Source organism: Vibrio sp. ZOR0018 (assembly GCF_963865925.1).
GTDB lineage: Bacteria > Pseudomonadota > Gammaproteobacteria > Enterobacterales > Vibrionaceae > Vibrio > Vibrio anguillarum.
In genome coordinates this window covers 48,948-62,777 of record NZ_CAWMCN010000086.1, presented here as the reverse complement: position 1 = coordinate 62,777, position 13,830 = coordinate 48,948, and the positions used below count along the sequence as shown (strand labels likewise).

12 protein-coding genes are annotated in these 13,830 nt (G+C 44.4%); 8 read left to right on the top strand and 4 right to left on the bottom strand.

Annotation, left to right across the window (positions count from 1 at the left end; translation table 11 throughout):
- Positions 1-256: 256 nt before the first annotated feature.
- Entirely contained in the window at positions 257-1,675 is a 1,419-nt protein-coding gene (gene tnaA / locus AACR75_RS04805; RefSeq protein ID WP_017043367.1) for a tryptophanase, read from the bottom strand.
- A 634-nt stretch (positions 1,676-2,309) separates the two neighbouring features.
- The gene (nadK, locus tag AACR75_RS04800) at positions 2,310-3,194 is read right to left on the bottom strand and encodes an NAD(+) kinase (RefSeq protein WP_013857433.1); all 885 of its coding nucleotides are present in this window, start codon (positions 3,192-3,194) and stop codon (positions 2,310-2,312) included.
- A gap of 142 nt (positions 3,195-3,336) precedes the next feature.
- Here nadK and grpE point away from each other — a divergent pair, with 142 nt between their 5' ends.
- The 3 genes from grpE (at position 3,337) to dnaJ (ending at position 7,617) form a co-directional block, all read left to right on the top strand.
- Positions 3,337-3,936: a nucleotide exchange factor GrpE gene (gene grpE, locus AACR75_RS04795; RefSeq protein ID WP_038148829.1), complete on the top strand. Its 600-nt coding sequence runs from the start codon at positions 3,337-3,339 to the stop codon at positions 3,934-3,936.
- A gap of 344 nt (positions 3,937-4,280) precedes the next feature.
- Entirely contained in the window at positions 4,281-6,188 is a 1,908-nt protein-coding gene (gene dnaK, locus AACR75_RS04790; RefSeq protein ID WP_013857431.1) for a molecular chaperone DnaK, read from the top strand.
- A gap of 286 nt (positions 6,189-6,474) precedes the next feature.
- Positions 6,475-7,617, top strand: coding sequence for a molecular chaperone DnaJ (gene dnaJ / locus AACR75_RS04785; RefSeq protein WP_026027474.1), 1,143 nt, complete (start codon positions 6,475-6,477; stop codon positions 7,615-7,617).
- 109 nt (positions 7,618-7,726) lie between these two features.
- Here dnaJ and AACR75_RS04780 read toward each other — a convergent pair whose 3' ends face one another.
- Positions 7,727-8,158, bottom strand: a complete 432-nt coding sequence (locus tag AACR75_RS04780; protein WP_197056791.1) for a type IV pilin protein — start codon at positions 8,156-8,158, stop codon at positions 7,727-7,729.
- Between the two features lie 102 nt (positions 8,159-8,260).
- Here AACR75_RS04780 and AACR75_RS04775 point away from each other — a divergent pair, with 102 nt between their 5' ends.
- The 5 genes from AACR75_RS04775 to AACR75_RS04755 all read left to right on the top strand — a co-directional run bounded on the left by AACR75_RS04775 (position 8,261) and on the right by AACR75_RS04755 (position 12,924).
- Positions 8,261-8,761, top strand: a complete 501-nt coding sequence (locus tag AACR75_RS04775; protein ID WP_017043370.1) for a GspH/FimT family pseudopilin — start codon at positions 8,261-8,263, stop codon at positions 8,759-8,761.
- Entirely contained in the window at positions 8,739-9,407 is a 669-nt protein-coding gene (locus AACR75_RS04770) for a PilW family protein (RefSeq protein WP_047688938.1), read from the top strand. The genes AACR75_RS04775 and AACR75_RS04770 overlap by 23 nt, the downstream gene beginning before the upstream one ends.
- On the top strand, positions 9,398-10,705 hold the full coding sequence (locus AACR75_RS04765; protein WP_081989724.1) for a hypothetical protein: 1,308 nt from the start codon (positions 9,398-9,400) through the stop codon (positions 10,703-10,705). Before AACR75_RS04770 ends, AACR75_RS04765 begins: the two co-directional genes overlap by 10 nt.
- Positions 10,695-11,108, top strand: coding sequence for a type IV pilus modification PilV family protein (locus AACR75_RS04760; protein ID WP_047688932.1), 414 nt, complete (start codon positions 10,695-10,697; stop codon positions 11,106-11,108). The genes AACR75_RS04765 and AACR75_RS04760 overlap by 11 nt, the downstream gene beginning before the upstream one ends.
- 256 nt (positions 11,109-11,364) lie before the next feature.
- Positions 11,365-12,924 (top strand): AbgT family transporter, encoded by a 1,560-nt coding sequence (locus AACR75_RS04755; protein WP_047688929.1) that lies wholly within the window; start codon positions 11,365-11,367, stop codon positions 12,922-12,924.
- Positions 12,925-12,987: 63 nt separating this feature from the next.
- Here the strand turns inward: AACR75_RS04755 and fghA are convergent, their stop codons facing one another.
- Complete coding sequence (gene fghA / locus AACR75_RS04750) at positions 12,988-13,830, bottom strand: S-formylglutathione hydrolase (protein WP_047688925.1); 843 nt, start codon at positions 13,828-13,830, stop codon at positions 12,988-12,990.

Genomic DNA, 13,830 nt, shown 5'->3' with positions numbered 1-13,830 from the left:
GCCTGTCAGAAAACTATGAGTATTGTAAACTGCTCTGAGTTTAGTGCATGCGACAGGAAGTGATTTATGTTGCTTGATAGCTCTGGCTTTCTAGTGAATTTTACTTCATTCGATGAGGTTAATTAGTTTTGAATTGATCATTAAATGTTCATTAAATAGTTTGACGAAGTTCACAAAAAAACGCTAAATTTATAGATTTTGTTTTGCTCGATTTAGAAGGAAATAGCACGCCAATTAGGCGCGCTTTAGTTAGTTATTATTCAACTTCCTTTAGACGGGCTGTGAAGTGGCGTAGTACTTGTGGCTCGTAGGTGAAATCGAGTCCCTTCACGTTGTGGGCATTCTCTTTTACTTTCCCAAATGCTTCGATAACAAAGTCCATGTGCGTTTGAGTGTAAGTAGCACGAGGAATGGTTAGGCGTAACAACTCAGCAGGACAAGGGTGTTGTTTACCCGTTGCAGGATCACGGCCTAATAGTAACGAACCGATTTCCACCGCGCGAATACCGGCTACTTTGTAGAGTTCACAGGCCAAAGCATGAGCCGGGAATTGATGCGAAGGGATATGAGGTAATAGTTTACCTGCATCAACGAATGCTGCGTGGCCGCCAGCCTGCTGACACACAACCCCAATAGCTTCTAGGCCATCAACAAGGTACTGAACCTGGCCGATACGGTACTCTAGCCAGTCTTGACGCATGCCATCGTATAGGCCGACAGCAAGACGCTCCATTGCACCACCTTCAAGACCACCATAAGTAGGGAAACCTTCTTGAATCACACAAAGCGTGCGGCACTCTGTGTAAGTGTCCATCATCGATTCATCTTTGAAACACAATAGACCACCCATTTGAACCATTGCATCTTTCTTAGCAGACATGGCTAAACCATCTGCGTATTTATAGGTTTCACGAGTGATTTCTTCGATAGTCCAATTTTGATAACCCGGTTCGCGTTGCTGAATAAAGTAAGCATTCTCAGCAAAACGCGCAGAGTCCATGATGACAGGAATATCGTAGCGTTGAGCAATCTCGTATACCGCTTTTAAGTTAGCGATAGAGACAGGCTGACCACCGGCAGAGTTACAAGTAATCGTGCTGACAATGTAAGGCACGTTCGCAGGCCCTGCTTCTTCAATCGCCATTTCCAGTTTCGCGATGTCAAAGTTACCTTTGAAATCTGCATTGACAGACGTATCGAACGCATCTTCGGTATAGACGTTTTTCGCCACACAGCAGTTAACCTGAGTGTGACCTTGAGTGGTGTCGAAGAAGTAGTTAGACAGCGCCACCATTTTTGAACGATCGAGGCCTTTTTCTTGCTCACGCTTTTTAATTAGAACAGGAATATAGATTTGCTCTGCACCACGGCCTTGGTGAGTTGGGATAGTTAACTCATAACCGAAGATATCTTTCACCGCATTCGCCAGCGCATAGTAGCTGCGGCTGCCACTGTAAGCTTCGTCACCCATTAGCATTGCTGCTTGCATTCTTTGAGTAATAGAGCCTGTGCCGCTGTCAGTGAGAAGGTCAATAAATACATCGTCACTATCGATAAGGAATGGGTTCATACCCGCTTTAAGGATGGCCTCTTCGCGATATTCACGTGTTGTACGTTTTACTGGTTCAACAACACGAATGCGGAAGGGTTCTGGTAAGTGTTTAAAGTTTTCCATGATAATACCTTTGAATAATTTAAATTTCGTCAGGCGATATTAGTCAACACCCTTTATATATTTAGAGTGCAAAATATCGCGCCAAATAATTAGCGATAAAATTCGAGTGAAATAAATCTATTTGAGAATAACCAAGCAACAACTTTAAATTAATAAAGATGAATGCAAGCATCGAAAAGCGATATAAATAGATTTAGTGTTGATGCTGATTGTTTAATGGATTCGAAAGAATGCAGAAACAACCAAGCAGGCTAGGCGTGTGCAAAAGATGGTAAAATTGAGATTTGATAGTCGTGCGTGTACCAAGCTAGGGAGCTTGACCATAACTTATCTTGAATTTTTAGATTTTTACTCATATCTAAATCCGTGGTGAGTTATAGCTGGTTGACTGATGGAACGATTCTTAACCAAGTTGATTAGTAAGTAAATTGATGGAAATAATAATTGTGATCGAAGTCCTTAACTTGAATATGGAATAAATCATGGCTCACAAATAATCAGCTATAGGATGAGTAAATTTATAATGGAAAATAAATAGAAATTTAAAAAACCATTAAATATTAAAGATTCCCGATAAAAAGATCTCGATATTATTAATCGAGGTCGACAGTCAATAGAAGGTGAAGAGGTTGGTTTAAAACAATTTACTCGACCAACCCAGTTTCTTTCTTAACACGTGATAGTAGCTGTAATCTTTAGGATGAATGAGCTTTAGAATATTTGGGCTTTGGTAAATATGCACTTCATCACCGGGGGAAACCGGTAGGGATACTTGTCCATCGCAGCTAACTTCCTGTGTTCCGCGATTATCAGGCGAAACCAGCAGTTTTATCTGGCGGTTGCCATCCACAACTAGGGGGCGGCTTGAAAGGGTATGCGGGAACATGGGGACCAGTGTAATGGCGTTTAAACTGGGGGATAAAATCGGCCCGCCGCCAGAAAGTGAATAAGCGGTAGAGCCCGTTGGGGTAGAAACGATAAGGCCATCGGAGCGTTGAGAAAAAGCGAAGCTATTATCTATATAGACTTCAAATTCAATCATATGTGCAATTTTTCCGGGGTGTAATACGGCTTCATTAAGCGCTGCATTATGGCTTTTGACTTGCCCGTGGCGATGAATTTCTGTTTCCAGTAAGAAGCGTTGTTCTTCTAAATATTCGCCATTGAGTACTGCAAGTAGCCTTGGTTGAAAATCTTCTGGGTTGAGATCGGTCAAAAATCCTAAATTGCCACGATTCACCCCAATCACGGAAATGTCGAAGCGTGATAATACGCGTGCGGCACCGAGCATATTGCCATCGCCCCCAACCACAACCGCAAGGTCTGCTTTTTTGCCGATTTCAAGCAAGCTAGCGAAATGTTCCGCAGGTACACCTTCCAATATTTCGCTGAGACGATCATCAATAAAGACCGGATATCCCATTGAAGTTAGCCATTGATAAAGCTCTTTATGTGTTTGAATGGCTTGTTGATCTCTTGGTTTTCCAATGATAGCGATCACTTCAAATGGTTTTTTCATAAATTTTCCAAACTAATTAGGCTTGAATCAGGATTGTTCATCCCCATAATAAGGGCAAGTTATGCCTTTGTGCGAATTTTTGTGTGCTTAACTTTTTGAACTGTGGAGGTTAAGCGCAAAATAGTTGGATTCTGGAGATATCATGAACAACGAAGAAAACAAAATCAAAGAAGAAGAACTACAGCAAGAAGTAGTGGGTCAAGAAGCTGAAGTCGTTGGTACTGACGCGGATATCGATTGGAACGAACAAGTTGAAGTCGATGAGAAAGAGTCCCAAATTGCGCAATTAGAAGCGGCGCTACTGTCGAGCGAAGCAAAAATTCAAGAGCAAAAAGACTCGGTGCTAAGAGCGAAAGCGGAAGTTGAAAATATGCGCCGCCGTTCAGAGCAAGAGATCGATAAAGCGCGTAAATATGCGTTGAGCCGTTTTGCTGAAGAGTTGTTGCCAGTGTTAGACAACCTAGAGCGCACGATTCAAGCTGCTGACGCTGAGAACGAAGTAGTGAAACCGCTGGTGGAAGGTGTGGAACTGACGCACAAAACTTTCATTGGCGTAGTTGAAAAGTTTGGCCTGAAAGAGATTAATCCTGAAGGCGAAACATTCAACCCAGAATTGCACCAAGCAATGTCAATTCAAGAGAGCCCAGATCATGAACCTAACACTGTGATGTTTGTGATGCAAAAGGGCTATGAGTTGAATGGCCGAGTGATTCGCCCTGCGATGGTCATGGTATCAAAGTAAAGAGTTGCGAAATAAGCCAAATGCTTTATTGGCGTTAATTTATTCAGTGCCAAAGAGAGGTGTACGTCGCCTCTCTTTTTTATGTCGAAATCGATTAATGTCGAGATAGAAACCTTCATTAAGTGATTTCGGGATTGAAAAAGTCGTTATTTACGCTGTTTAGTCGAAATATCATAACTTTTTTCAATTTTGCCCTTGAAAAGGTGCTGAGTGACCTTATTTATTGGGCATACGAGAAACGAACATCCTTGTTTAGTTTGTGAGTAAGGGTTGAAACCCTGTTCTCCCTCCCCCACATAGGGGGTAGCATAAAACAAAAATAGAATTTATTTGGAGATAGCCTGATGGGTAAAATCATTGGTATTGACTTAGGTACTACTAACTCTTGTGTTGCTGTTTTAGATGGCGACAAACCTCGCGTTATTGAAAACGCTGAAGGTGAACGTACAACTGCATCGGTAATTGCATATACAGATGGTGAGACGCTAGTAGGTCAGCCTGCAAAACGTCAAGCGGTAACAAACCCAACCAATACGCTATTTGCAATTAAGCGTTTGATCGGTCGTCGTTTTGAAGACGAAGAAGTTCAACGTGATATTGAAATCATGCCTTACAAAATCGTGAAGGCTGATAATGGCGATGCTTGGGTTGAAGCAAGAGGCCAAAAAATGGCCGCTCCTCAAGTTTCAGCTGAAGTTCTGAAGAAAATGAAGAAAACAGCTGAAGATTTTCTTGGTGAGCCAGTTACTGGTGCCGTTATTACGGTTCCTGCATACTTTAACGATGCACAACGTCAAGCAACGAAAGATGCAGGTCGTATTGCAGGCCTTGAAGTGAAACGTATCATCAACGAACCAACAGCGGCTGCACTTGCTTATGGTTTGGACAAACAAGGTGGCGATCGCGTTATCGCGGTATACGACCTTGGTGGTGGTACATTTGATATTTCAATCATCGAGATCGATGAAGTTGAAGGCGAGAAAACATTCGAAGTTCTAGCAACTAACGGTGACACACACCTTGGTGGTGAAGACTTTGATAACCGCATGATCAACTATCTCGTTGATGAGTTTAAAAAAGAGCAAGGCATCAACCTAAAAACTGATCCACTTGCGATGCAGCGTCTAAAAGAAGCCGCAGAAAAAGCGAAGATTGAGTTGTCATCAGCGCAACAAACAGATGTGAACTTGCCTTACATCACCGCTGATGCTGCTGGTCCTAAGCACATGAACGTGAAAGTGACACGTGCGAAACTAGAATCTCTAGTGGAAGACCTTGTTCAGCGTTCGCTTGAGCCACTGAAAGTGGCGCTGGCCGATGCAGACTTGTCTGTCGGCGACATCACTGACGTTATCCTAGTGGGTGGTCAGACTCGTATGCCTATGGTTCAGAAGAAAGTGGCTGAATTCTTTGGCAAAGAAGCGCGTAAAGATGTTAACCCAGATGAAGCGGTTGCTGTTGGTGCGGCCATTCAAGGTGGTGTGCTTGCGGGTGAAGTAAAAGACGTACTGCTACTTGACGTAACGCCTCTGTCTCTCGGTATCGAGACAATGGGTGGCGTGATGACTAAGTTGGTTGAGAAAAACACAACGATTCCAACTAAAGCGAATCAAGTATTCTCTACCGCTGAAGACAACCAAAACGCAGTAACGATCCATGTTCTACAAGGTGAGCGTAAGCAAGCCATGTACAACAAATCGCTAGGTCAATTTAACCTAGAAGGTATTCAAGCTGCACCACGTGGCATGCCACAAATTGAAGTTGTGTTTGACTTGGATGCGGATGGTATCTTGCACGTGTCTGCGAAAGATAAACAAACAGGCAAAGAGCAGAAGATCACTATCCAAGCGTCTGGCGGTTTGAGCGATGCTGAAATCGAGAAAATGGTCCAAGAAGCTGAAGCAAACAAAGAAGCGGACAAAAAGTTCGAAGAGTTAGCGACAGCACGTAACCAAGCGGACCAAATGATTCACGGTACTCGTAAGCAAATTGAAGAAGCGGGTGATGCTCTTCCTGCTGACGATAAAGTGAAGATTGAAGCGGCCATTACTGAGCTTGAAGAAGCGAAGAAAGGTGAAGACAAAGAAGCGATCGACGCTAAAGTTCAAGCGCTTATGGCTGCTGCTCAAAAACTGATGGAGATCGCTCAGCAAAAAGCTCAAGCACAACAAGCGGGTGAAGGCCAACAACAGTCTGCAGAAGACGATGTCGTTGACGCTGAGTTTGAAGAAGTCAAAGAAGACAAAAAGTAATTGATTGAGTTCCCTCCTTTTAAACGGGGAGGGCTAGGGTTGGGTGGCTCGCGAGTTTAACCCACCCTAACTTCTCTAAGAGAAGAATGAAATCAACGGTATGATGCGGGCGTTTGGGGTAACTCTTACGCCCGTATGTCTGTAATTAATGAAAACTCATTGGTGTCCATCTAACTAACAGTGTCTTTTTAGTTTGAATTCACTAGAATCTAGAGCCATTAGTTAGGTCGATATAAACACCAAGCGGCAGCGTGTCGTTTGCGGTAACAAATTGGTGACGAAGAAGATGTCAAAACGTGATTTTTACGAAGTATTAGGCGTAGGCCGAGATGCCTCTGAGCGCGATATTAAAAAGGCGTACAAGCGCCTAGCAATGAAGTTTCACCCTGATAGAAACCAAGGGGATGACAGCGCTTCGGACAAGTTTAAAGAAGTAAAAGAAGCGTATGAAATTTTAACCGATTCGCAAAAGAAAGCGGCTTATGATCAGTACGGTCATGCTGCTTTTGAACAAGGCGGAATGGGCGGTGGCGGCTTTGGTGGCGGCAGTGCTGATTTTGGCGATATCTTCGGTGATGTCTTTGGTGACATTTTCGGTGGTGGTCGTCGGGGCGGTGGTCAAGCGCGTGCACAACGTGGTGCTGACTTGCGTTACAACATGGAACTGTCTTTAGAAGAGGCCGTTCGTGGTTGTTCGAAAGAGATTGAAGTGCCAACACTGGTCCATTGTGATTCTTGTGAAGGTACTGGCGCGAAGAAAGGCTCGTCTGCGCAAACGTGTGGAACCTGTCATGGTCACGGCCAAGTACAGATGCGCCAAGGATTTTTCGCTGTACAGCAAACCTGTCCGACTTGCCATGGTAAAGGTAAGATCATTAAAGACCCATGTAACGTGTGTCACGGACAGGGGCGTAAGCAAAAAACCAAAACGCTTAATGTTAAAATTCCAGCCGGTGTGGATACGGGCGATCGCATTCGTTTATCTGGCGAAGGTGAAGCGGGAGAAATGGGCGCTCCAGCGGGGGATTTGTACGTACAAGTTCACGTCAAAGAGCACCACATTTTTGAACGCGATGGCAACAACTTATACTGTGAAGTCCCTGTAAGTTTTGCTATGGCGGCACTTGGCGGTGAAGTTGAAGTTCCAACACTCGATGGTCGTGTAAACTTGAAAGTGCCAGAAGAGACGCAAACAGGGCGCATGTTCCGTATGCGTGGTAAAGGTGTGAAAGGCGTACGCGGTGGGGCGATCGGTGATTTGGTTGTCAAACTCGTGGTTGAAACACCTGTGAAACTGAGCGCGCGTCAAAAAGAACTATTACGTGAATTTGAAGAAACTTGCGGTGGTGAAGCGGCAAATAAGCATAAGCCTAAATCGGAAGGTTTCTTTAATGGCGTGAAAAAGTTCTTCGATGATTTAACCAGCTAATTCACTGTTGAATTATTATCTATCCAATAAGGCCTGCAATGCAGGCCTTATTCGTTCCTGATACAGGATGATTTTCTCCTCCCCTCACAAACTGAACATTTGTGGTGTTCTATTTCCAACATGCGCTTGGTGCGGATTCGTTGGTTGATTTCAATGTCATGACCTTATCGCTGGTAAGGCACTCATCCTTGTCTTGGCCTCTGGTGCTCTGCGCCGTCGCGGTGATGGTGTAGCTACTGGTTGCGGAGCTGGCGACTGAAAACTGATAGCGTTCTGCATCGCTTTCACAGATGACGCAATTTCCCCCTGAAATGATCCCGCTCCAGTCATAACCCTTATCGTAGTGATGCTCCAGTTCCAGTTGAATTCTCCCTATATCGGCGAGAGCGGTGGTTCGGTGTCCTTTTAAAACGTGCTTGGTATAACTTGGATAAGCGATTGCAGACAGTACGCCAATAATCACAACCGCAATCAATAATTCGATCAATGTCATCCCGAACGACTGCCGGTTGTGGTTGTTGCATTTAGAATTTCGAATCATCACGTGGAGTTCCTTGTTGATTTACCCGCTATTTTTATTAGGTGATAGCATTCGCGCAAGGTGAATTTTGTTTCATATTTTAATTACATAGGAATTTGGGAAATGGCTCGCGGGTTTACTTTACTTGAGCTGCTTATCACGGTTTCCGTTTTGTCTATTTTACTCACGATAGCGGCTCCCAATTTCAAACAAGTCAGTGATACGCAAAAGATGCAACGTTTAGCGGGTGAGATTAATGGCTTGATGATGAGTGCCCGTTCGGAAGCAGTAATGAGAAAGCAGCCGCTATGGGCGCATATTGTCATGTCGGGTTCGGTTAATAGCCAAGGTGAATGGCAAATCGTGCTGACTAATTCAGGAACCTATCCCGGGGGGCAAGTGATTTCATCGCTATCGGGGCAACCTTATCGCAATATTGAATTGGGGGTGAATTACCCGTCAAATCAGATCCATTTTGAAGCCATTAATGGCCGAGCTGTAAATGGGAGCCTTGATTTTTCAACACACCAAGGTGCACTCAAATTCACGACCTATAGACCTTCAGGACGAATGCGCCTATGTGGTAATGGAGGAGACTATTTTGGTTTTAAGCAGTGCAGCTAACATACCGAGAGCAAAAAAGCATACCTATAAAGCTCATATCGCTGAAACCAAGCAGATGGGGGCAACGTTAATTGAGTTCATGGTGGCAGCCATGCTTGGCTTGATTGCGATAGCCATTATCGGCTCTGTATTCATCACTGGGCAGAAGGTAGCGACCGAAAGAGGCAAGGAGCTACTGCTACTGCAACAAGTGACGGGCGCGCTGCAATACCTCAAACAAGATATTCAACGTGCAGGTTATGACGGCGGTCATGGTAACTCACTCACGTTATTGGATAGCGATGATATCGTTTTTGTTTCGGCCGACCAATCAACGCTTGCGTATGCCTACCTTGATGATACGGGGGCAACGAAACAGATCAGAAATGTTGGGTTTGTCATGACTTCTGGCGCGTTAGGTGTCTGTGACAGGCCGACGTCTGTGATTTCAGGGGCCAAAACCGTTTCCCAAGCGACGGCTGGCTGCACTGCTATTTTCGACACTAACCAGATTAATGTGACTCATTTTCAAGCCCAGCGAGCATCATTAGCGGCGAATGGTGTGAGCTCAGCCTACATGACGATCTCTATGGCAGCAGAGTTGGTGGGGGATAGCCGTGTATCAACATCATTTGGAGTGGCAATAAAACAAAGGAATTGGCAGTAATGAAGCAAGCTCAGCAAGGTGCTGTAACGTTATTGATCACCACGCTTTTGTTGGTGCTCGCTTTAGTGGTGGCATTAGGCTCCTACAGTTCGCTCTTTTTTCAGATCAAACGAGCACAAAATGAGGTGCAAGCGAGGCAACAGCATTGGCGAGCAGAAGGGGGGCTTGAGTGTGGTTATAGCCATATTGTGAACAATAAAAATAGTTCAATTCCAAATAACCTCAATACCTTGTGTGTCGATTTAGAGTTAACGTACCTCTCTGCAGCCCCTACTAACGCCAGTACACTTATGTCCCAGTATCAAATGACGACGTTGAAAAAGAACATTCTGTTTCAACGTGGGAGAAGTCCAGGAGCCATTCGTTCTACTTCAGACTTAATAGTGTTTGGCTCTACACTTATTTCTCCACCAGATCCCGGGCCCAAAAATAGTGATGGGAAATATGAATGCGCGGCTATCGCCGTTGCTAAATATGTTATTGCTACGGCGGGAGTGACAAATAATGGTGTTGGGAGTGCTATTCAAAAACCAAGCGCTGTTTTTGACAATAGTGCCGATTGCGCGCCGACGCATAAAACGAACAGTAGTTCACAAAGCGGTATTTGGAAAAATAGTAGCGGTCTTTATGAAGCAGTCGATGTCAAAAATGATATTTACCGAGATGAAACGCTAAACCCATTTAAAGATCTCTTTGGTTACGAACGGGGAGAATGGGAAAAAGCACGCGACGATACTGAATTTAAGTTCTTGAGTTACACAATGACCAGTGGTGATGTTGATTGTGTTTCGAAATTTAAAGGTGCTTTGGTTCTTGGTCAGCCCAATCAAGTATGGATTGATGGCAGTTGTCAACTGAACCAAGCATCGATTGATACAATGTCAACCATACAAAATGCTCATCCTGGGACTTACCTTTTTTTGCTGGTGCATAATGGCGTGTTAGGGATTCGAGGGAGTGGCAGTATTCAAGGGGTGCTCTTTCATTTTAACAGTGGATTTGCCGCTGATACGGCAAATTGGAATGGATTTGATACTGAACTCATCGCGGATCTCAATGCTAATTTTGATGCACCGATAAAAACATTGTACGGCAGCGCTACCACCTTGACGCCAAAGCACGCTACCTACTTACAGTCGGGATCTTTTCAATTTACCGGAGGAATGGCCTTTGATACCCAAGGTCAGATAGCACTATTTTATAACTCGCTACGTTTGCAATATAACAGTGATATTGAAAACAGCTTTTCCTTTTCGGTTCCACCTAGATGGCAAAAAGGTTCATGGAATGATCTCTAAACAGCAAGGATTTAGCCTAATAGAAGTGATGATATCGTTTGTTCTAATTGGTGTTGGGGCACTGGGTTTGGTCAAATTGCAAGTGTTGGTTGAGCAAAAGGCGGATTTTGCCGTTCATAGTATCGAAGCACTACATTTGGCCGAACAAAAGTTGGAATGGTTTCGTAGCCGTGGCGCTTCTGCCGCGATTTCTACTCTCACGCCAGCGAATTTTGATAGTGATATTGTTAACGGACAAGATAACTCACATTCCTTTTATACACTCAGTTGGTCAGTACCAACGGTCTCTTTATCGGGCTCACTGAAAACCATTTATATTGAGTCCTATTGGCATGATCGTCAGGGAAATAAGCAGTCGGTTGAGCTGAAAACCATGATTTCGCAGTTCAGTGAGTTTGATTAGCGTCTCGATGCTTATACAAAAATGAAATATTTGATTTTGCAAATTGGTTACTGATTTGTAGGAAAAAAGAGCATAAGAATGTGTTTGGATTGTTGTGGCGGAATGCTATTTTTGCAAAATATGTCCCCATTTTTGTAAAAAACTGTAGAAGCTTGTGCTTTGGTTGAGGCTTTTTTATAGAATAACCGACGATTAATAGGTCGGCTAAATAAATTGATATAGGCCTACAGCAGCAACATCACATATGGAGTTACGAATGAGTAACCAAGTCGTAAAACAAGCACCATTTCCGAAGCCGAGCGGTATGGATCGCTTTTTAAATTTTATTGAACGTGCAGGAAATAAAATTCCTGACCCTGCGATTTTGTTCTTCTGGGCACTGATTATTGTTTGGGTTTCATCGGCACTGTTATCGAATGTGACATTTGATTTGACCAACCCTCGAACGGGTGAAGCATTGCAAGTGAATAACTTACTGACAGGTAAAGCGCTCGCGAGTTTTCTAGCCAATATGGTGACCACATTCACCAGCTTTGCGCCGCTAGGTATCGTGCTGGTTGCCATGCTCGGTGTGGGAGTGGCTGATTCTTCAGGGTTTATCACTACAGGCCTTAAGAAAATGCTAAATTTCACGCCAGCGAAACTACTAACACCGATGCTGATTTTGGTGGCGATAGTGTCGCATACGGCTGCTGATGCTGGTTATGTATTGGTTATTCCTCTGGGTGGGATTATTTTCCATGCGGCAGGGCGTCATCCACTGGCCGGTATTGCAGCCGCATTTGCTGGTGTTTCTGGTGGCTTTTCAGCGAACTTTATCCCTTCTGGTATTGATCCTTTGCTCGCTGGTTTTACACAAACCGCCGCACAAATTTTGGATCCTCAATACATAGTGAATCCGCTGGCGAACATTTTCTTCACGGGTTTATCTTCGGTGATCATCGTTGCGATTGGTTGGTATGTGACTGAGAAAATTATTGAACCTCGTCTAGCGAATATGCCTGTCGATGAAGATGCGGAAATAGCGCCTGATCTAGGAACATTCAGCGCAACTGAATCGAGAGCATTTCGTTTTGCTGGCTGGGCAATGGTGGTAGGTATTGCATTACTAGTAGCGGCTTTGATCCCAGAAAACTCAGCACTGCGTTCGCCTGATGGTGAGCTAACGGCCTTTTCTGCTCCAGTGATGAAGTCGATCGTTCCTTTGATTTTTATCTTGTTTATTATTCCGGGAATTGTGTATGGCCGAGTGGCTGGCACCTTTAAAAACAGTAATGACGTGATAAAAGCGATGTCTGGCACCATGGCTACGATGGGCGCATACATAGTGATGTCGTTCTTCTGTGCTCAGTTCCTATCAGCGTTTGGTCAGTCTAATATTGGTACTATGTTGGCATTGTATGGCGCTGAAGGCTTAAAAACGATGGACTTACCCGGCCAAGCAACGATTGTGGGGATGATTTTACTCACGGCTAGCGTTAATTTGCTGGTGGGTTCGGCCTCGGCAAAATGGGCATTGATTGGTCCAATTCTGGTACCTATGCTGATGGCGGTAGGGATTTCTCCCGAGCTATCGCAAGCGGCTTACCGCGTGGGCGATTCGGTTTCTAACATTATCTCTCCACTGATGGTCTTCTTCCCATTAGTCGTGGTGTATTGCCAACGTTATGTAAAATCGACGGGCATTGGCACCTTGGCTTCAATGATGATGCCTTTCTCCATTGCGATGCTGATTGGTTGGACGCTGTTCCTGCTCGCTTACTGGGCTTTTGGTATTCCGCTAGGGGTGCAAGCGCCTTACACATACAGCTTGTAGCGTTAACATTATTTATCGAGTCTGAATTTAAAGCCTGCGAGTGTATCGCGGGCTTTTTCAATCTTATTTGTGCAGATGCTGTGCGTGAAATGCTAAGTGATCATCAATGAAACTTTGAATGAAAAAATAACTGTGATCATAACCTTTATGCATTCTTAACGAGAGTGGGCTATTGCTCGTTTGTGCAGCGGCGAGTAAGCGTTCAGGTTTAAGCTGTTCGTGTAAAAACGGGTCTTCCTCTCCTTGGTCAACCAAAATGGGTAAGGATGATGAGTGAGTGGTGAGCAATTCAACCGCATCGTATTGTTTCCAATCTTGCAGGTTATTACCAAGGTAGTGGCGAAATGCTTTTTGCCCCCAAGGGCAGTGTATTGGGTTGCTTATCGGGCTAAAGGCTGAAATCGAGCGATAGCGTTGAGGTTTTTTCAATCCGATGGTTAATGCACCATGGCCACCCATACTGTGTCCTGCAATCGCTCGCTGTTGGTTTACGGGAAAATGTTGCTCTATTAAGGCTGGAAGTTCTTGCACAATGTAGCTGTACATTTGGTAGTGCTTATCCCAAGGCGCTTGAGTTGCGTTGAGGTAAAATCCTGCGCCAAGGCCAAAATCATACGCTCCTTGCGGGTCGTCAGGAACATCTTCACCTCTTGGGCTGGTATCGGCGGCAACAATCGCGATACCGAGCTTAGCCGCGCTTTGAAATGCGCTAGCTTTTTGCATGAAGTTTTCATCGCTGCATGTTAAGCCGGATAACCAATACAACACCGGAACCGATTGATAGGCCGCTTGAGGTGGAAGATAAATAGCAAAACGCATACTGCACCCTAGTACTTGTGATGAGTGCGTGTACTGTTTATGCCAGCCTTCAAATACTTTGGCTTGGCTAATGTTTTCAATGTGCAT

Excerpts from the sequence above, each read along its gene's own strand:
- tnaA (WP_017043367.1), bottom strand. The coding sequence starts at position 1,675 with ATGGAAAACTTTAAACACTTACCAGAACCCTTCCGCATTCGTGTTGTT.
- nadK (WP_013857433.1), bottom strand. The coding sequence starts at position 3,194 with ATGAAAAAACCATTTGAAGTGATCGCTATCATTGGAAAACCAAGAGAT.
- grpE (WP_038148829.1), top strand. The coding sequence starts at position 3,337 with ATGAACAACGAAGAAAACAAAATCAAAGAAGAAGAACTACAGCAAGAA.
- dnaK (WP_013857431.1), top strand. The coding sequence starts at position 4,281 with ATGGGTAAAATCATTGGTATTGACTTAGGTACTACTAACTCTTGTGTT.
- dnaJ (WP_026027474.1), top strand. The coding sequence starts at position 6,475 with ATGTCAAAACGTGATTTTTACGAAGTATTAGGCGTAGGCCGAGATGCC.
- AACR75_RS04780 (WP_197056791.1), bottom strand. The coding sequence starts at position 8,158 with ATGATTCGAAATTCTAAATGCAACAACCACAACCGGCAGTCGTTCGGG.
- AACR75_RS04775 (WP_017043370.1), top strand. The coding sequence starts at position 8,261 with ATGGCTCGCGGGTTTACTTTACTTGAGCTGCTTATCACGGTTTCCGTT.
- AACR75_RS04760 (WP_047688932.1), top strand. The coding sequence starts at position 10,695 with ATGATCTCTAAACAGCAAGGATTTAGCCTAATAGAAGTGATGATATCG.
- AACR75_RS04755 (WP_047688929.1), top strand. The coding sequence starts at position 11,365 with ATGAGTAACCAAGTCGTAAAACAAGCACCATTTCCGAAGCCGAGCGGT.
- fghA (WP_047688925.1), bottom strand. The coding sequence starts at position 13,830 with ATGCACATTGAAAACATTAGCCAAGCCAAAGTATTTGAAGGCTGGCAT.